The sequence below is a fragment of the Burkholderiaceae bacterium DAT-1 genome, from assembly GCA_019084025.1.
Taxonomy (GTDB): Bacteria; Pseudomonadota; Gammaproteobacteria; order Burkholderiales; family Chitinimonadaceae; genus DAT-1.
The window spans coordinates 252,043-271,141 of record JAHRBI010000003.1; the positions used below are offsets into that span (position 1 = coordinate 252,043).

Here is a 19,099-nt window from a genome sequence, read left to right on the forward strand (position 1 = left end):
TAAAGACGATATCACCTACTCGACAAACGGGTTACACACCTTCACACCGGTACCCGCAAAATCCGCCTCATTACGCGTCACCAGCGTCAGATCATAAATCAGCGCAACAGCCGCAATCTGCATATCAATAGCATGCTGTGTGCCTCCGGCCGTCAACATGCCCCAAACCTGAGCGCACTCGGTATCGAAGGAAATGATGCGGTGCGAGTACTCTCCGGTCAGCGCGGATAGCCAGCGATCCAGGGCTGCGGCTTGCAGTTCATCCCCACGGCGTCGGATACGCTCGGCACCCCGGCGAATTTCGCCCACGACCTGAACGGGCAGAAACAACTCATCCGGGTCGGCCTCTGCGAAGAACTGCTGGACGCCAAGATTGGCTCGCGCCCCCTTGCGGGCCTCACTGATGACATTCGTGTCGATCAGGAACATGACTTACTTCACAGTCCGGGCAAAGTCAGCGTCCTCACCGACATCCGGCATGCTTGCAAGTACGTCAGCAAAGCTGCGTTTAGGCAGCCCTAGTAGCGATGCCTTCAAAATCCGGCGATGTTCCGCCTCCGCGCTAATGCCATGTGCAGCCGCGCGTTGCTTGAGCGCATTCGCCACTTCATCTTCAATATTGCGTACAACCAGGCTCGCCATCGCAGCCTCCAAAAATGATTGCATTGATAGCAAATTAGCATGTCGTGGTAATCAAAGCAATAAGAACAGTCCAACCCACAATCCACCCACTAAACTGCTGATATCAGTACAATACCGCCCCCACGCCCTCTACCGGACATCCCCATGACCCAGCCACTCGACTCTCTTTCCACCCGTGTGGCCATTATTGGCGCGGGTCCGGCCGGACTCATAGCGGCGGAGGTGCTGAGCGAGGCGGGGGTGCAGGTGGATGTGTTCGACGCCATGCCTTCGGTAGGGCGCAAGTTTTTGCTGGCGGGTGTGGGCGGGATGAATATCACGCATTCCGAGCCCTACGAGGCCTTTGTCGGGCGCTATGGCGCGCGGCAGGCCGAGGTGAAGCGGCTGCTGGATGCCTTCACGCCGGACCAGCTGCGCGAGTGGATTCACGGGCTGGGCATCGAAACCTTTGTCGGTAGCTCCGGCAAGGTGTTTCCGACCGATATGAAGGCGGCGCCGCTGCTGCGCGCCTGGCTGCATCGCCTGAAATCGCGCGGGGTGCGCCTGCATGTGCGGCATCGCTGGACCGGCTGGTCAGCAGACGAGGCGCTCACGTTCAGCACCCCCAATGGCGATCTGACAGTTCGTGCCGAGGCGACGGTTCTGGCACTAGGTGGTGCGAGCTGGCCCAAGCTGGGATCGGATGGAAGCTGGGTGGAGAGACTGGTACAGCGCGGGGTAAATATCGCGCCGTTGCAGGCCGCCAATTGCGGCTTCGAGCTGAACTGGACCGACCATCTCAAGCAAAAATTTGCCGGCTCACCGCTGAAGTCGGTGCACCTGAGCTACACGGCACCGAATGGCACGGTCTATGCCCGCAAAGGCGAATGCGTGCTGACCGAGCAAGGGCTGGAGGGCAATCTGATCTACGCTTTGGGTGCGCCGATTCGTGATGCCATTCGCGACCATGGCCCGCAAACGGTATATCTGGATTTGCTGCCGGATCGTCCTGCCGACAAAGTGCTGGCCGAAGTCGCGCATCCACGCGGATCACGCTCGCTCTCGAGTCATCTGGAAAGCCGCTTAGGCCTGAAGGGCGTGCGCACTGCGCTGATCTACGAATGCGTCAGCAAAACCGATATGCAGAACCCGACCCGGCTCGCCGCTGCCATCAAAGCCCTGCCACTCAGCTTCCAGCGTCCGCGCCCGCTTGCCGAAGCCATCAGCACCGCAGGTGGCGTGCAATTTGAAGCCCTAAACCACGGCCTGATGCTCACCGCCCTGCCCGGCACCTTCTGCGCAGGCGAAATGCTGGACTGGGAAGCCCCCACGGGCGGCTACCTGCTCACCGGCTGTTTTGCCAGTGGCAGGATGGCTGCACATGGGGTGCTTAAGTTGCTCTCGCGTTAAAACCCGTACTTCACACTGCCAAACACGGTCCGCTGCGGGAACGGGTGGTACAGGATGAACTTGCGATTGGCGAGATTATCCACGCCGGCCGTGCCGCTCCAGTGTTTATCCAGCTTGTACTGCACGTGTGCATCGGCCACCAGAAAGCTGTCGAATCCGCCAAATACACCATTGGCCACATCGGTATTGTCCAGCGTGGAATACTGCTGGCCACTGTAACGGATACCCAGTGAGCCGGTGGTGTTTTCATTGAAGCGCCAGCTCCCCAGCAGCGTGGCACGCCAGGTGGGGACGTAAGGCAGTCGTTTGTCGACAACCGTCGTGGTGCCCGCCCAGCTTGGGTCAGACACCGTACGCGCATCGGCCCATGTCACCGAACCGGACAGGCTGAATGCTTGCCAGATAAGGTGCTGCCGCTCGAAGGCCACTTCCACGCCCTGTGTATGCGTCTTGTCGACGTTCATCACATAGCTGTAGGTCTGGCTGCTGCCCGGTACCAGTGTCGCGGTTTGCGAGATCAGGGCGTCGCGCACGCTTTCGTCAAACAGCGATACGCGCAGGCTGGCGTCGTCCGACTGATAGCGCCAGGCCAGCTCGGCGGCGGTCACCGCTTCGGGCTTCAGATTGGGATTGGGCGCGGTAAAGGTCGTGCCGGTGGACACCAGCTGATACAGCTCGCCCACGGTCGGGAAGCGCCACGCGCGGCCAAACGAGGCCGTCAGCTGCGTACCCGGACTCAGCGACCATTCCAGCGCCAGCTTCGGAGAGGCATGCGCTGCATCGACACCGGGCTGGTTAACGCTTGTCAGCTTGCCTGCGCTGCTAGTACTGGCATTCACGCCGTTTTCGGCGCGCCACCATTCTTCCCGCAGACCCATCACAGCACGCAGCCCCGGCTGAATACGCCAGGCATCCTGAATCCACAGCGCACTGGTCACGGTGCGGCCTTCGCCATTGGAGAACAGCGTGGAGGGCTGGCCGTCCTGCCAGCTGGCGTTTGTATAGGTCGGATTCTTCAGGGTATAGCGATCGGTATGCACGCCTGCCGACAGCTCATGCGCGGGCGACAGCTTCCAAACCACCTTGCCGTCTGCGGTCTGCCATCCGGTACCGTCATAAGCCGCCACCTTGCCTGCAGGCTGGAACTGCGTCGTCCCCGTCACCACGGCAGAAGGGGAAGTCTGGCGGTCGTGCTTCATATCGTAAGACGTCGCCACCAGCTCCCAGGCCAGATCACTGGTGCCATTGTGCGACAGCGAGGCACTGTGCATGACATGCTGCTGGTCGAGCCCATATGTGCCGCTGGCAAATCCGGCGACATTGGCATAGGTCGGCTGGCCCGTCGTCTTACTCTGCAGGAAGGATTGCGTGCCAGCATCGGCATCGTTGTGCCAGTAGCCCAGCGTATAGGCCAGATGCGTGCCGGGTGCCAGCAGATAGTCGAACGCCGCCTTCACCGTATCCATACGGGTATGCAGCAGGCCGCTGGCGCCATACACATTGGCGACCTGTCCCAGCTTGTTTACATCGGCATAGCCACCCGTCGAGCCAGTTGGCTGGCTGGCGGCAGTGAGATAGGAGAGTGGCTGGCTATGGCTGTCCTGATGATTGGCATCCACACGGATGGCCAGATCACCGAGCTTGTGCCCCAAGTGGAAGGCGGTCTGGCTGGTGAGGTAATGATCGCTCACGCCGTACTGGCTGAACGACTGGCTGGCGAGGGTCTGGTTAATACTGGCTTCGAACTGCTCCGGCAGACGTGTTTTTATATCGACGACGGCCCCCATCGAATTGCCCGCATAGGCCGCCGAGAACGGGCCATACATCACGTCGATCCGGTCGATTTCTTCCGGCGCGATCATGCCCCAGCGTGGCGCACCGATCGTATTGTTGTTTGCCACCAGCGCCGTCAGCAGCACGCCGTCCGCATAGACCAGACTGCGCGCACTCGAATTCACGCCCCAGGTCCGCGTGGCCAGCACGGGCTGGGTATCACCGGCATTGCGTTTGCGCACAAACAGGCTGGGCATGTATTTCAGCGCGTCCTCGGTATCCAGCACGTTCACCGTCTCGGCAATCGTGCGGGCATCGGTTTGCTGGACGGTTTGGGCGCGGGCCTGTGGCAGGGCCGCATTGGGATTGCCACTGATCGAGATTGTGTCGACGCGCTGCGGATCAGCCGACTCTTCGGCAGACACACACACGGACAAGGCACTCAGTACCGACAGTGCAATCAGAGAAAGACGGGTGTTCAGATGAGTTTGATGCAATTTCATGACAGGATTCCGGGGCAATCAGTGGGCGTGGCCAGCGTGTTCATTGGGCAGGACGGTCAGCTTCGGCGCAGGATGGGCAGACTTTTCACCTGCCGCCGGAATCTCGCGCCAGTCGTGTTCGCCTTGCTCGCACAATTGCTTCACTGGCCAGTACAGCGTGCCCGCTTCGACGGGTAGCTTTACCTGCATCACAAACTCGTCGTAGAAATCGTTCGGCAGCGAACCGCCTTCCCAGATCACACGACGTACATCTTCCTTGATGGTTTTGCCGTGGCTGTCATAGGGTTTGGCCAGCGGTGCCTTTTCGACTTTGAGCTGCCAGCCCGCCTTGGGCATGGGATGTGCGCCCAGCACGCCTTCCGGAATCGTGACCTCGATAGATCGGGTCGCCGATCCATCACAGCCGTGGCCGATCTTGATCACTGCTTTGTAATAACTGCCCGCCTTAGCTTCGGGGACGTCGAACGAGGGATGCGCCCATGCGCATGCACCCATGCCGGCGCATGCGGCCAGCAGAAGATGACGAATCATATTCATGAAAATACTCTGTCAGATCAGCGTGATACAGATACCCCGTGCACGCAGAAGCGCGCAGCTGCGAAGGGGAAACGCAGCCCGAACGGGGCAACAGATTGCAAATCAGGCTGTGACAGGAGGGGCGCGGGCCTGAGCAGGCGCCCACGCAAAGGCCGTGACCGGCGCGGAGAGAAATCGTGAAGGAATCAGAGACTGTCCGGTCATCGCCAAGGTCTGTGGCTGAACATCGGCGACCGGAATGACCTGATCAATATGCAGCAGACACCAGGCGCAATCTGCACCATGTGCATCCAGCGCACTGATCGGCGACGGTACATCCACCGCTACCAGCACAGCAGACCCGGATGCTGCAACCGGCGTACTACAGACCACCTGCCAGACAGGCAGGCCTTTGGCCAACAGCACGCGAGCGGCCGCCGGCATCAGCGCAGCCATCAGCATGGCGAGCGATACCAGAAGCAATACACGATGCTGGACGCGGCGGGTTAAATTCATGTCGCGCATCTTATCAGGGGTGTGGCGCCGCACACCAAACAATCGCGTCACACTTGATGCAAGTCATACACATGCTCGCCTGACCGGTCAGCCACTTCACCTTGTCCCCCGCCATCCGGCGTCTAACATGAAAGAGATATGCCCCGCCGCTTCGCGAAATATGAGGTAAGCCATGGCCTTTCTGAAGCCGTCCAAATCCGTTTCGACCCTGCCACCCTGGCGGATACTGTTGGTCGATGACGAGCCCGACATCCATGAAGTGACGACCATGGCCTTGTCTCGCTTTGTGCTGGACGAACGCTCGCTGTTCTTCCTGCACGCGTATAGCGGTGCCGAAGCACGCGAAATTCTGGCTCGGGAAAAAGACATCGCACTGGTGTTGCTCGACGTGGTGATGGAAAGCGAAACCGCCGGACTGGAAACTGCACGCTGGCTGCGGCAGGAACAGGGCAACCGCTTTACCCGCATTGTGCTGCGTACCGGTCAGCCGGGTCAGGCGCCCGAAGAAGAAGTCATCGTTGAATACGATATCAACGACTACAAGGAAAAGACGGAGCTCGACCGCAAAAAGCTGTTCACGACGCTATTTGCCGCCCTGCGCGCCTATCGGGATATTTCGCAGATCGAGACTGCACGCCTGGCACAGTTGCGCTATCAGGTGGGGCTGGAAAAAGTCATCTCTGCCTCCACACGCGTTTTTGAATCCCGCAACCTGCGCGAATTTGCCAACGGACTCTTGCAGCAAGTGGTGGCACTCTTGCGCCTGGATGAACAAAGCATTCTGGTACGCGTGAAGGGCGTCAGTGCCATTCCCACCGAGAATCAGATGGAAGTACTGGCCAGCATTGGCGACATTGCCCCCGAGGACAAGCTCGACCCGGGTCTGATGTCCGCCCTCATGGAAGCCCAACGCCGCCGCACCTCCATTCTGGAAGATGATACCTACGTTGGCTATTTCTCCAGCAAAGGGGGAAAAGCGACGCTGCTGGTCCTCAAAGGCGTCACCAAAATCGACCAGCTTGACTCCCAGCTGCTCGACATCTTCTCGTCCAGCGTCGGCATCGCCTTTGAAAATCTGCTGCTGAATCAGGAAATTGTCGATACACAGAGCGAGCTGATCAACCGTCTAGGCAATCTGGTGGAATCGCGCTCGCAGGAAATGGGCAATCACGTCAAACGCATTGCCGAACTCAGCCATATGCTGGCACTGTCCTATGGCCTGCCGCCCGAAGAAGCTGAGATCATCCGCCGCGCCGCACCCATGCACGATATCGGCAAGATCGCCACCCCGGATTCCGTGCTGCTCAAGCCGGGCGAACTGACGGAAGAGGAGTGGGAGGTTATGAAGCAGCATCCGGTGGTCGGCCACAAACTACTGGAAGGCTCGAATCGCCCGATTCTGCAGGCTGCCGCCATCATCTGCCACGAACATCATGAACGCTTTGATGGCAGTGGCTACCCGCGCGGACTCGTAGGCAAGAGTATCCACGCCTATGCCCGGATCGTCGCCGTGGCCGATGTGTTTGATGCCCTCAGCCATCAGCGCGTCTACAAACCGGCATGGGCAGAGGGTGATGTGATCGAATACGTCAAAAAGGTAGCGGGCAGCCATCTCGACCCGGAAATTGTCGATCTGCTGCTGACCCGGCTAGATACAGCCAAAGCCATTCGCGAACGTTTCCCGGACTAGACATTCTATCGGCGCATGCAATCGACGTAGCAAGGCCGCCCGAGGGCGGCCTTGTCATTGAAGACATTCAATCAGGCAGCAGCCTTGCCTGCCTGACGCACTGGCAGCAGACACTCATAGCGCAATCCCTCACCGGACTTGCTGCTCACGCTTACTTTGCCGCCCAGCACCCCGGTAATCAGATTGAACACAATATGTGCGCCCAACCCGCTCCCCCCCTGCCCACGCTTGGTGGTAAAGAAGGGATCGAACAGCTTTTGCAACGATGCTTCGTCCATCCCCTTGCCAGTATCCTGATAAATCAGACGCACCACATCGCCTTCACGACGGGCGGATAGATCAATCTTTCCACCGGTCACGCCGTCGAATCCATGAATCAGCGAATTCATCACCAAATTGCTGACCACCTGCGACAGCGCCCCCGGAAAGCTGAACATCTCGATATCTGGCGGACAATCCAGATTCACCGCATGGCTGGAATTTTTCAGATTAGGTCGTAGCGACAGTATGATTTCATCCAGATAGGCTCCCAGATTGAAATCACGTGCTACATCAGACGATTGATCCACTGCAACCTGCTTGAAGCTGCGCACCAGTGCCGCCGCACGCTGGGTATTAGCCTGCAGAATGCGCACAGCCTCACCTGCCGTCTTGAAAAAATTGCGCAATCCATCTTCATCGAGCTGGTCGTTATTCAGATCTGCTTCAACCAGTTTCAACTCTTCGGAGAGATGGCTGGTTGCCGTCACACAAATGCCTAGTGGCGTATTCACCTCATGCGCGATACCCGCGACCAAACCGCCCAGTGAAGCCAGCTTTTCCTGACGCACCAGTTCGGCCTGAGCTACCTTCAGCGATTCGAGAGCGTCGCTCAGCTCGGCATTTCGTCTTGTCAAACCAGCCTGCGCTTCCTTCAACTCGTGATCGGCAGTCCATCGTGCAAGTGCAGCCGCAACATGGTTTCCAATGAAATTCAGCACCTCCAGATCGCTCTGGTTGTACAACACATCGGGGTCATAGCTCTGAACGATCAGCACCCCGTATAGGTGTTCTTCGACAATTAATGGCACACCCATCCAGCTGTAAAAATCACGGCTGCCATACAGCTTGCCGATGCGGCCGGTCGCCTGCAGTTCGTCACACAGCGCGCCATCAATCAACCACGGTTGGCGGCTGCGGATCACCAAAGAAGTCATCCCCTCACCCATGGGGAACTTGCGCACGACAGGTGCATCCGGAGAGGCCGAATCTTCCTTTTCATCAACGATGTACGCAATGCTGATTTCCTGACAGGATTCGTCGTACAGAGCCACCACAAAATTCGGTGCATACATCACCCGGCCAAATATTTCATGCAGCCGCTTGTAATGTCCCACCACATCTCCGCCTTCTGCGGACAACGCGGCAATTTCGTACAGAGCATGCTGTAGTTGCTCACCCCGTTTGCGATCAGCTACTTCGGCTTCCAGCAGGGCGGTGCGATCGCTGATCGATTGCTCCAGCCATTTCACCGTTTGCAACTGATCGACAACGGTGGCGATATGGTTGGCAATGAAACGGAACAGCGCCTGATCTTCCTCGCTGAACGTGCGTGCCGGATCGTAACTCTGCGTCACAATCGCGCCGAGGCAGCTACCATTGCGCCGCAGCAAGGGCATGCCCATCCAGTGCTCGGCCACCTTGCCATTGGTAAACCGGCCCGAAGGCAGGGTCTTGCTGATTTCCTCTTCCTGCGCAGCCGTCAGAATCAAAGGCTTGCGATTGAGTACCACCCATGCGGTAAGCGACTGATACTGATCACTCACGACCTCAAGATGATCCGGATCGGAGATCTCATCTTCCGAATCGCACATGTACACGATCTGAAATCCATGCCGGTCTGCATCGTAGAGTGCAACATAGAAGTTTTCCGCATAGATGATCCGGCTAAGTTCAGCATGCACCGCTGCCAGAAAAACTGTCAGGTCATCACAGGATGATTGCAGTAAATCGATGGACAACACCATTTCCTGAACGGCTTCCAGCCTCTTCAAACGTCGATCCATCGGCACTGCCTCCATGTCCGCCATGCGCATCTATCTACATAACTCCTTTATTTATAATGCGTGTACACCAGAACAGCGCGCCGACAGTCGGATCAACCGCCAATCGATCAAGCGACCTGCACATCTCGTCGCAAACGCTTGATTCCGCTATACTATTCGACCTTTTTGCCTCATCCCCGAGCCTCCATGAGCCTGTTGCCGCACCAACTCGAACTATTGTCCCCTGCCAAAACGGCTGAAATCGGCCGTGAAGCCATATTGCACGGTGCCGATGCCGTATATATCGGCGGGCCGGGCTTTGGTGCGCGCCACAATGCCTCCAACAGCATTGCCGATATCGCAGGACTCGTGGAATTTGCCCATCGCTACCACGCCCGCATCTTTGTCACGCTCAATACCATCCTGCATGATGCGGAGCTGGAACCGGCTCGCCAGCAGATCATCGAGCTGTACAACGCTGGCGTCGATGCGCTCATCGTGCAGGACATGGGGATCATGGAACTGGATATCCCGCCGATTCAGTTGCACGCCAGTACGCAGTGCGATATCCGTACCCCGGAGAAGGCGCGCTTTCTGGCCGAATCGGGCTTCTCGCAAGTGGTGCTGGCCCGCGAGCTGGATCTCAAGCAGATCCGCGCCTGCCGCGATGCCATGCCGCTCGATACCACGCTGGAATTCTTCATCCACGGTGCGCTGTGTGTGGCCTATTCCGGCCAGTGCTATATCAGCCACGCCGATACCGGCCGCAGTGCCAATCGCGGCGACTGCTCGCAAGCCTGCCGCCTGCCCTACACGCTGACTGACAAAAACGGCGCGGTGGTGGCGTTCGACAAGCATCTGCTGTCGATGAAGGACAACGACCAGAGTGCTAACCTCGAAGCACTGGTCGATGCGGGTGTGCGCTCCTTCAAGATCGAAGGCCGCTACAAGGACATGGGCTATGTGAAAAACATCACCGCCCACTACCGCCAGCTGCTAGACGACCTGATGGACAACCGCCCGGAATTTACCCGTGCAGCGAGCGGCAAGAGCGACATCTTCTTCACGCCGGATGTGGATAAAACCTTCCATCGCGGCCACACAGATTACTTTGTGAACGGCCGCGAAGAGAGCGACGTCGGCGCATTTGATTCGCCCAAGTTTGTCGGCGTGCCAGTCGGCACCGTGTTACGCGTCGCCAAGGACCATTTTGATCTTGAAACACCGGAAGCGCTCGCCAATGGCGACGGGCTGAACTACATGCACAAGCGCGAAGTATTTGGCGTGCAAGCCAATATCGTGGAAAAAATCGGGGAAGGCGAAGAAAACGCCATCTGGCGCGTCTGGCCCAATGAAGTACTGGCCGAGCGCCCCGGCTTCAAAGCCGGTCTGCGCATCAACCGCAACCGCGACCACGCCTGGGAGCAAGCGCTACAGAAGAAGTCTGCCGAGCGCCGTATCGATGTGTGGATGACACTCAGCGACAGCGATACCGGGCTAACCCTGGATGTAGTCGATGAAGATGGCGTGCGTGCTCAGGCCACGCTGGCTATGGCGCTCGAACCCGCGCAAAACGTCGACAAAGCCACACAAACCCTGCGCGACAACCTCGGCAAGCTGGGTAACACTATTTTCCGCGCAGTCGATATCAGCCTGAAGCTGCAACAGCCGTGGTTTGTGCCGGCCTCCAGTCTCAACGCTCTGCGCCGCGACGCCATCGAACAGCTCGAAGCCGGCCGCGTCCGCGCCTGGCAACGCCCCGAGCGCAAGGCCGAAACCCAGCCGCCCGTGCCCTATCCGGACACCTCACTCAGCTATCTAGCCAACGTCTACAACGACGCCGCCCGCGCCTTCTACACGCGCCACGGCGTGCAGCTGATCGATGCCGCCTACGAGTCGCATGAAGAAGCAGGCGAAGTCAGCCTGATGATCACCAAGCACTGCCTGCGCTTTAGCTACAACCTCTGCCCCAAGCAGGCCAAGGGCGTGAAGGGCGTACAAGGCCAGGTGCGCGCCGAACCGATGACGCTCAAAACCGGCGACCACACCTACACCCTGCGTTTCGACTGTAAGCCCTGCGAGATGCACGTGGTCGGCGCGATGAAGCCGCACATCTTCAAGCAACCCCCGCCCTCCACTGTGCCGGTGCAGACGATCCAGTTCTTCGCCAAGCGTCCCTGATCGCTCCGACTCATCCGGTCAAACCTCGCCCCGGCACAAGGCTTTGTGCCGGGAGGGGGCGCCTGCAACAACTATCTGCGCCCGATTTGACCCTCCATGCGCCCGCGCCTAAACTTACTGGACACGAAAATATTCCTATCACTGCCAATGCTAAAGACCAGATTGGCCGCCACACAGGCCATTGACGACACGACCCGTTTCCGTCAACACTTATACAAATTGCGTCAAATCAATATTGATATCCCGTGACATCCGATGCCACACGATCGGGATAAGATCACTATTTCAATAAAATTTGAACTGCGTGCAGTTGCACATTAGCATTAATTACCAATTATGGAATGAACGCCTACAAAGTTAATTTGCTATCCAAAAATCACGAGACGGAGGAAATAAAATAATGGGTAATATAGTATGCGGATCCGTATTTTTCCTTTCTCTTTTTTACTTAATATGGGGACCAATACTAGCCTTCTTTCTACCAATGGCAATTGGACAATATGCCGCTCGCAAAGTAAGAAAATCCCATGCATTTTTGATTGCACTAATTATTTCTACTCCATTCAACATATCGGCCGCCTGGGGTGCAACTGGGTTTGGGGTAATGACGCCTGCAATATTTTTTGTATGCGATATCAATCATTTCGTATTAATGCCCCCTTTCATCCAGATTATTGCAATGACAATCACCCTTTCAGGTGCATTCGTAGGTATACGACTGAATAAAAATAAGGCTTGAGCAACTTACATACCTAATTCCGAATCACCCTTGTGCACGATCAAAAACAGCAGGATGTGAACTCACTGGGCTGCATCGCCATTTCCGTGCCTGTGACCTTGCTCAATTTTCATGCGCACAAAATAGCGCAGGTGAAAATGCATCAACGGTATAAGGCAGCAAACAGACTCGGGGCGGCGGAGTCAGGGGCGCTGAGAGGGTTTGCCAGATGGGGGTGGGAGTAAGGACATCCGCCAAATCATTTTTCAATATGCTGCATCGCCTCGGCATAAGAGGAATCGAAATATTTCACGAATGCATCCAGCAGACGGAGATTCATCCCATTGCCGCGATGACGCTCAATATCTGCCTCCACCTTGGCACGATGCGCGAGCAAGGATGCCTTGTCATGCTTGAGGAAAGCCATGGTAGCCAGCACGTAGTCGTTCCAGCGTAAGCGGTCTTTTTCCAGCGACTCTTCCGGGTCGATGCTCTGCTCGGCGTAACGCAGTGCAGCAGCATAATCGCCGCTATGTGCGCGCAGCTGGGCAATATGCCACTTGAGCGAGCTCTGTTTAGCCTGCGTATGGGCAATATACGCCTCGATCAGGTCTGCGGCCTCGGCATGGCACGCCAGATCGCCCAGCGCCCGAAATCCCTGATGCTGCGTTTGGTCAAACGCCTGATAGTCCAACACCAGATCGGTTTTCAGATGCGCCTCGTAGGCAGCCTTGCAATCCGTCTCTGCCCAAGCGGGCGTCTGCCCAGCAGCTGCAACCAGCACCATGGTGAGCACACACCGTATCAAGCCCGCTCTCATTTTTGATTCATCCTCCTTACATTGTCGTTTTCAAAAGTGGCGCTGCCGCCAAGCGTCTGCCGACATTTCATACGCCGCCACTTCCATGTCATACCATCGTTCAACCCCGCAGGCATGCATGCCGAGTCGCTTCATCACGGCAGCAGATGCCGTATTGTCGGGATGGCAAATCGCCCGCAGTACCGGCGCATGCTGGTCATCGAACGCAAACGCCGCCATCGCCTGTGCCGCCTCCGAGGCATAGCCTTTGCGCCAATGAGCCGGGTGCAATCGCCAGCCAATTTCCAGCGGATTATCCGGGTCCCAGCCCAGATGCTGGATGCATCCCGTACCGACAAACTGATCCCGCTCGCGATCTATCCACGCCCACCATGAAAAGCCGTACTTCGGCCAGCGATCATTGGCGCGATCGATCATGCGCTGCGTATCCTCGGGCGTGTTGGGTTTACCCGTGATATAGCGCATCACCTCAGGCAGGCTGTTGAGCGCGTGCAGCGGCTCGAAATGCTGGTCGGATAAGGGTTCCAGCCGCAAGCGCGGCGTCAGCAGGATGGTCATGACGATCTCGATCGGTCACAGGGCAGTGATTGAGATTACCTGTCTGCCCGAGAGGTTTCAATGACTGCCAATGCATGCACAGGTCTTCATATGCGATATATTCAGACCTGTCGCAATCTCAACCACGGCCACATGGAAACCCTCCTCATCCTGATCCTGCAAGGTGCGGGCGAATTTCTGCTCAACGTGCTGGCGGCCATCCCCTTTGAGTGGGCTGCTGCCCGGCACACAACGGAAGATAAGGGACAGGCGTCGGCACATTGCGCCTTCTGGTCCATTTTGGGAGGGGTCGTCGGCGGCTTGTCGCTATTGATCCTGCCGCTTACCGCGATTCACTGGCCAGCCTTGCGCATTGCCAATCTGCTACTCGCACCACTGCTGTCTGGCTATGTTGCTCGCACGCTGGCCTTGCGCCGCGCGGCGAATCAATCCGACATCCAGCCTCGCTATCACTTCTGGTATGCCTTCTGCTTTACGCTGGGGCTGGTTGTAATCAGGTTTGTGTTTGCGGGGCGTGGGTAAGCGTCCCTCCCGGCGCAATGCCTTGCGCCGGGGCCACGTATTGCCTGTGGATTAGAACTTCTCTTCCGGACGCAGGTAGCGCCACTGCCCCATCGGCAAATCGGCCAGCGGAATGCGGCCAATACGCACGCGCTTGAGGCCCACCACGCGCAGGCCGACCAGTTCGCACATGCGGCGGATCTGGCGCTTGCGACCCTCGCGCAGCACAAAGCGCAGCTGGTCTTCGTTCTGCCAGCTGACCTTGGCCGGGCGTAGTTTGACGCCGTCGAGACTCAGGCCGTGGTTGAGCAGCTTCATGCCTTCTGCATCCAGCCGGCCTTCTACCCGCACCAGATATTCTTTTTCGATCTTGGTTTCGTCACCGATCAGCGCCTTGGCCACTCGGCCATCCTGCGTCAGCACCAGCAAGCCGGTTGAGTCGATATCCAGACGACCCGAGGGCGCCAGACCGCGCAGGTGGCTTCGGTTGAACTCGATGCCGGAGCGGTCGCCGACATAGCGGTTTTCCGGCAGGATCAGCAGCGAGGCGGGCTTGTAGCCATCCTCTGCCTGACCGGACACATAGCCGATCGGCTTGTTGATCAGGATAGTGACGCGCTGGGTCTGGGCGACTTCGGCGCGCTTATCTAGTTCGATGCGTTGCGTCGGCAACACGCGCGAGCCCAGTACATCGATCACGATGCCATCAACTTTGACCCATCCACGCTCGATATATTCATCGGCCTCGCGGCGTGAACACAAGCCCAGTTCGGCCATGCGCTTGGATAAACGGACGGGTTCGCTCATGATGCATCTGCTTTCGCTACGGATAATCCTGTATTGTAACCTGTTGTAGGTCATTCAGCCGACACACCAAACGGCCGCTCGCCTGATAGAATGACGATGACTCATTGATCCGGACCCGATGTCATGGATACCGAACTGATTAAACTGGAAGAAAAACTCACCACGCTGGTCGGCTTGTGCCGCCAGCTCCGCACCGAGAATCAGCAATTCCGCCAGGAAATTCTCGAGCTGCGCCGCGACAATAAGCGCCTGAGCGACAAGGTGGAAGGTGCCCGCACGCGCATTGATGCCCTGCTGGCCAGATTGCCTGCCGAGGTCGCCGAGGAGGAAGCCCCATGAGCGATCGCAAGGAAGTCGATATCAATATCATGGGTCGCGAATTTCGCGTGGCCTGCCCGGCGGATGAGGAAACGGCCTTGCTTGAAGCAGCCATCTTCATCGACCGCAAGATGAAAGAAATCCGTGATAGCGGCAATGTGATGGGCATCGACAAGATCGCCATCATGGCCGCGCTCAATATCGCCCACGAATACATGAATACGCGTGTCGGCGGCGGTTTTGACATGGCGGACATTCGGCGTAAAATCGCTGGCATGGAGTCGTTGATCGACGACACATTGAACGAGCCGCAGCAGAATCTGTTCTAGGCAGGCTTTGCTGGTCACATCGTTCGCTGCTCTTTATCCCGAACTGTTTTTTCCTCGCAGCGCTGCGTCGGCCCAGATTCTTTGAACCAATATATTGCCTCTGGCTGCGCGGCGTGTGTCCGTGGGTGTGCGAAGCCCTTTGTCGGCGGCGCCTGAAACGGACCGGTCTGTGGCCACTTGAACCGTCAGGTTCAAGATACGGGCTACGCAGTGACTGCGGGGATCTCTCTAAATGGGCTGCCAGGTTGGGTAACTGGCAGTGCTTCGCCAGGGGGACCCTGGCGCATCGGCGGCATCTTTACGTATGTAGATTGTTCGCTGATTTGTTCCACCCCCTCCGCCCCCGCCGCCGCGGGGGGACCGCGCTGATGCGCGTCAGCGTGACTGAATGGCGGCCAGCTTTCGCTGATATGCCAACATCTCCACGCTTGTCCGATACACTCAAAAGTAGCAAAGCCGAACTACGCAAAGCGCTGCGTCGCAGGCGTGCGGCCATTCCGGTCGCGGAGCGCCAGCGGGCAGCGACCGAGGTTGCGCGAAGATTGCGCACACTGCGACTATTGAAGCGCGGGCGGCGGGTAGCCGCCTATCTGGCACTGGGCTCAGAGTTGTCGCTAGACGTAAGCATTGTGACGATGCTGCGCTTCGGTGTAGATGTTTGCGTGCCGGTCGTCCCCAGACGTGGACGGAAGATGCATTTTGCCTCGCTGCTCGATCCGCACGGGCGCTGGCAGCGCAATTGTTACGGCATCAGCGAATATGTCGGGAAAAAGCGCGTGCGCGGCCGTGATCTGGATGCGGTGCTGGTGCCGCTCACCGGCTTTGATGCACAGGGTGGCCGCATGGGTCAGGGTGGAGGGTACTATGACTGCACGTTTTCCTTCTCGCGCCAGCGGCAGCATTGGCGCAAGCCCCGCCTGATCGGGATTGCCTACGACTGTCAGCGCGTGGATTCGCTGCCACTGGAAGCCCACGATGCGCGGCTGGATGCGGTACTGACCGAGTCGCGGGTGTATGAGATCACGACGAGATAGGCCACTGATCAAACACTCGATTCACCTCGTGACCTGACGGCATTTCCCGCCTAAACTGGAAATCTGTCACTTGTGCAACGGCCCCATGATTGCTCGCCAAGCCCAACGCCTCAGCCGCATCCACCCTGCGGTGCTCAGCTTATGCTGCGCCATGGGGGCATTGGCGTGGATATTGTTCGGCGCCAGTATCTCGCTGAACGACACCGAACTGGAAAAGCAAGCGGCTGTCAGTGATGCGACCCGGCAGCTGGAAGAAATGGTGGGTCAGATTAGCCATGGCATCAGCGATTCACTGGACTTACTGCACGGCATCCCTGCCACGGTAGCAGAGAGCCCTGATGTACAAGCCTTGCTAGCCAAGCATACGGAATTACAGGAGGCGCGCACTGCATTCACCATGCGCATGCAGTGGGAGATGCTGCCAGATGTACAAACGATCAGTGCTTCCCTTTTGCGTGCCTCGAAAGCGTACAAGTCGATCAGCAACATCTGGCTGATCAATCGTCACGGAAACGCCGTCGCCTCCAGTAACTTCGGCAAAGAAAACTCGATGGTCGGCGAGAACTTCCGCGATCGCGATTATTTCAAAATGGCGATGGCGGGACAGCCCGGCCACCAGTTTGCCGTGGGTCGTTCAACCAATATTCCGGGTCTGTATTTTTCCGCCCCGGTTCGGTATGGTGCAACCATCGTGGGTGTTGCGGTCGTTAAAGTCGATATTTCCTTTTTCCAACCCTGGCTGACCAGTAAATATGCCTTCCTGGCAGACGGAAATGGTGTCGTCGTACTGGCTCGGAATCCGGATCTGCAATACTACCGCATCCCTGATCACAAGCTGGAACGGGCTGATCTGGATGCCCTGGAGGCACGCTACAAGCGCCGCAGTTTCCCCGATCTGCCCCTATCACGCTGGCCAACCCGCGGACGACTTTCCCTGCTTCGCTTTGACAAAGTGCCCGAACCCGGTGTGTGGGCATCACATCACGTGCAAGGTGAAGATTTGGTCATCTGCGCATTCGAACCCGTCAGTAATCTGGAAACATTTAAGCAAAAGGAACGTCAACGCCTCCTCACATGGGTATTGTCCGGTCTAGGCTTGTTCGGTTTACTGGGCGCGGCGCTGGGGTATATTGGCCATGTTCAGCGCAGCCGGCAGCAATTGGTACGGCAACAGGAAGAAATGGCCAGTCGCAGCGAGGTGCTGGAACACATTGTGGCCGGCGATCAATTACCGGAACTGATGAGCCGTATTGCCATCAGTACCCTGCGGCACATACCTGCTACCTACTGCCTGATCTATCTATTCGACGACCATCATCAGCTGCATCTCATTGCACACGCCCCTGCACGTTCAAACGTACCCGATGAATGGAAAACCTTTTCCCCGGGACATAACGACAGTCCGTGGATGCCCGATGGCAGTGTAAATCTGCATATATCCGGTTCGACTGGGCTGGGTGGATATGCACTACTCAGCCAACCCATTGTCGGGCGCGGCAAGGTGCTGGGGGTAATGTCACTGGTAGAACCGCCAGAGGACGGACATCCGGAAGGCGTGCTCTTGGGTGCCGCCCATATCGCTGCGCTAAGCATCGAACACAAGGAATACGAGGCTGCGCTCAAGGCTGCACGTGATCAGGCTGAAGCCGCCAATCGCGTCAAAGGCACATTTCTGGCCAATATGAGCCATGAAATCCGCACGCCGATGAATGGGGTGATCGGGATGAGTGAGCTGCTGCTTTCCACTGATCTCGACGAAGAACAACGCGAGTATGCGCAAACCGTCCAGCATAGTGCGCAAGCGCTTCTCGCGGTCATCAACGATATTCTCGATTTCTCCAAGATTGATGCCGGACGCATGGATATCGAGCATGTCGACTTTAATCTACCGCTGCTGATTCATGAAGTGTGTGACCTGCTGGCACCGCGCATCTTTGCTAAACCGCTCGAGCTGGTGGTGGATTTGCCGCCGGCACTTCCACCCGTTCTTGCCGGCGATCCGGTACGACTGAGACAGATCCTCAACAATCTGCTCGGCAACGCCCTGAAATTCACCGCTTCCGGCTTCATTTCGCTTCAGGTTCGCTGTTTGTCCGAAGAGGATGGGCACGCCCTGTTACGCTTCGACATCCGCGATACCGGCATCGGCATTTCCGACGAAAAGCAGCGGGAGCTTTTCACGCCATTTACTCAGGCTGATAGTTCCATTACACGTAAATATGGCGGGTCGGGACTGGGTCTGTCGATCTGCAAACGACTCGCTGAACTCATGGGTGGACAGATTGGCCTGAACAGTTCGCCCGGACAAGGCTCGACCTTCTGGTTCGAATTACCATTTACAGTCCTCAGCAAGGCAATCGAGCAACCCATACCAGATGCATTCCAAGATCAGATCCTGTGGATCGTGGATGACCACCCCGAAGTACGCACACATCTTGCGGGTATGCTTGCTGAATGGGGTATCCAGACAATTCAGGATCACGACTTACAGGGTATGCAGTCCCGCACCAATAGTGTATCCATCCTGCCAGCCGCCATTTTGCTGGACGCGGGCTTGGCAGACTTCCCGGCCTGTCTAGCATGGCTGGATCAGCATCATCCCTGTCTACGGCGCATTTTGCTGCACACCCCGGGACGGACCACGCTTGCCACGAGCGCTACGCTGGATGGCCACCTGAACAAACCAGTGCGCCGCGATTCACTCTACAAGCTTGTCTGCCAGCTAATTGGGGTATAGTCGCGCATCCAATAGCGTATGACGCGCGCTTCGCCCTCAGGAG

The 19,099-nt window shown here is 57.5% G+C and carries 18 protein-coding genes; 9 read left to right on the forward strand and 9 right to left on the reverse strand.

The window, feature by feature from the left end:
- Positions 1 to 15 precede the first annotated feature (15 nt).
- Both KSF73_07170 and KSF73_07175 read right to left on the reverse strand, forming a co-directional pair.
- Positions 16 to 429 carry a type II toxin-antitoxin system VapC family toxin gene (locus KSF73_07170; GenBank protein MBV1775495.1) on the reverse strand — a complete coding sequence of 138 codons (414 nt, stop codon included), beginning with the start codon at positions 427 to 429 and terminating at the stop codon, positions 16 to 18.
- 3 nt (positions 430 to 432) lie between these two features.
- Complete coding sequence (locus KSF73_07175; protein MBV1775496.1) at positions 433 to 642, reverse strand: DNA-binding protein; 210 nt, start codon at positions 640 to 642, stop codon at positions 433 to 435.
- A gap of 144 nt (positions 643 to 786) precedes the next feature.
- On the opposite strand from KSF73_07175, the gene KSF73_07180 reads away from it, so the two are divergent.
- Positions 787 to 2,031 carry a TIGR03862 family flavoprotein gene (locus tag KSF73_07180; GenBank protein MBV1775497.1) on the forward strand — a complete coding sequence of 415 codons (1,245 nt, stop codon included), beginning with the start codon at positions 787 to 789 and terminating at the stop codon, positions 2,029 to 2,031.
- Here the strand turns inward: KSF73_07180 and KSF73_07185 are convergent.
- The 3 genes from KSF73_07185 to KSF73_07195 form a co-directional block, all read right to left on the reverse strand.
- Entirely contained in the window at positions 2,028 to 4,307 is a 2,280-nt protein-coding gene (locus KSF73_07185) for a TonB-dependent receptor (GenBank protein ID MBV1775498.1), read from the reverse strand. The genes KSF73_07180 and KSF73_07185 overlap by 4 nt on opposite strands.
- 18 nt (positions 4,308 to 4,325) lie before the next feature.
- Entirely contained in the window at positions 4,326 to 4,838 is a 513-nt protein-coding gene (locus KSF73_07190) for a YcnI family protein (protein MBV1775499.1), read from the reverse strand.
- 108 nt (positions 4,839 to 4,946) lie between these two features.
- Positions 4,947 to 5,339, reverse strand: a complete 393-nt coding sequence (locus KSF73_07195; protein ID MBV1775500.1) for a DUF2946 family protein — start codon at positions 5,337 to 5,339, stop codon at positions 4,947 to 4,949.
- 172 nt (positions 5,340 to 5,511) lie between these two features.
- Here KSF73_07195 and KSF73_07200 point away from each other — a divergent pair, with 172 nt between their 5' ends.
- Positions 5,512 to 7,029 carry a DUF3369 domain-containing protein gene (locus tag KSF73_07200; protein MBV1775501.1) on the forward strand — a complete coding sequence of 506 codons (1,518 nt, stop codon included), beginning with the start codon at positions 5,512 to 5,514 and terminating at the stop codon, positions 7,027 to 7,029.
- A 71-nt stretch (positions 7,030 to 7,100) separates the two neighbouring features.
- Here the strand turns inward: KSF73_07200 and KSF73_07205 are convergent, their stop codons facing one another.
- Complete coding sequence (locus tag KSF73_07205; GenBank protein MBV1775502.1) at positions 7,101 to 9,074, reverse strand: GAF domain-containing protein; 1,974 nt, start codon at positions 9,072 to 9,074, stop codon at positions 7,101 to 7,103.
- 186 nt (positions 9,075 to 9,260) lie between these two features.
- On the opposite strand from KSF73_07205, the gene KSF73_07210 reads away from it, so the two are divergent.
- A complete protein-coding gene (locus tag KSF73_07210) occupies positions 9,261 to 11,234 on the forward strand; it encodes a U32 family peptidase (protein MBV1775503.1) in 1,974 nt (657 codons plus the stop codon).
- Between the two features lie 400 nt (positions 11,235 to 11,634).
- A complete protein-coding gene (locus tag KSF73_07215; GenBank protein MBV1775504.1) occupies positions 11,635 to 11,973 on the forward strand; it encodes a hypothetical protein in 339 nt (112 codons plus the stop codon).
- 238 nt (positions 11,974 to 12,211) lie between these two features.
- Here the strand turns inward: KSF73_07215 and KSF73_07220 are convergent, their stop codons facing one another.
- On the reverse strand, positions 12,212 to 12,772 hold the full coding sequence (locus KSF73_07220; GenBank protein MBV1775505.1) for a hypothetical protein: 561 nt from the start codon (positions 12,770 to 12,772) through the stop codon (positions 12,212 to 12,214).
- Between the two features lie 30 nt (positions 12,773 to 12,802).
- Positions 12,803 to 13,330 (reverse strand): GNAT family N-acetyltransferase, encoded by a 528-nt coding sequence (locus tag KSF73_07225; GenBank protein MBV1775506.1) that lies wholly within the window; start codon positions 13,328 to 13,330, stop codon positions 12,803 to 12,805.
- A 132-nt stretch (positions 13,331 to 13,462) separates the two neighbouring features.
- Between KSF73_07225 and KSF73_07230 the strand changes: the two genes are divergently transcribed.
- Positions 13,463 to 13,852 (forward strand): hypothetical protein, encoded by a 390-nt coding sequence (locus KSF73_07230; protein MBV1775507.1) that lies wholly within the window; start codon positions 13,463 to 13,465, stop codon positions 13,850 to 13,852.
- 51 nt (positions 13,853 to 13,903) lie between these two features.
- On the opposite strand, the gene KSF73_07235 is transcribed toward KSF73_07230, so the two are convergent.
- Positions 13,904 to 14,638, reverse strand: coding sequence for an rRNA pseudouridine synthase (locus KSF73_07235; protein ID MBV1775508.1), 735 nt, complete (start codon positions 14,636 to 14,638; stop codon positions 13,904 to 13,906).
- A gap of 123 nt (positions 14,639 to 14,761) precedes the next feature.
- Here KSF73_07235 and KSF73_07240 point away from each other — a divergent pair, with 123 nt between their 5' ends.
- The 4 genes from KSF73_07240 to KSF73_07255 all read left to right on the forward strand — a co-directional run bounded on the left by KSF73_07240 (position 14,762) and on the right by KSF73_07255 (position 19,056).
- A complete protein-coding gene (locus KSF73_07240; protein MBV1775509.1) occupies positions 14,762 to 14,977 on the forward strand; it encodes a hypothetical protein in 216 nt (71 codons plus the stop codon).
- Positions 14,974 to 15,285 carry a cell division protein ZapA gene (locus KSF73_07245; protein ID MBV1775510.1) on the forward strand — a complete coding sequence of 104 codons (312 nt, stop codon included), beginning with the start codon at positions 14,974 to 14,976 and terminating at the stop codon, positions 15,283 to 15,285. Before KSF73_07240 ends, KSF73_07245 begins: the two co-directional genes overlap by 4 nt.
- 410 nt (positions 15,286 to 15,695) lie before the next feature.
- Positions 15,696 to 16,319: a 5-formyltetrahydrofolate cyclo-ligase gene (locus KSF73_07250; protein MBV1775511.1), complete on the forward strand. Its 624-nt coding sequence runs from the start codon at positions 15,696 to 15,698 to the stop codon at positions 16,317 to 16,319.
- Positions 16,320 to 16,404: 85 nt separating this feature from the next.
- Positions 16,405 to 19,056: a hypothetical protein gene (locus KSF73_07255; GenBank protein MBV1775512.1), complete on the forward strand. Its 2,652-nt coding sequence runs from the start codon at positions 16,405 to 16,407 to the stop codon at positions 19,054 to 19,056.
- Positions 19,057 to 19,099 lie beyond the last annotated feature (43 nt).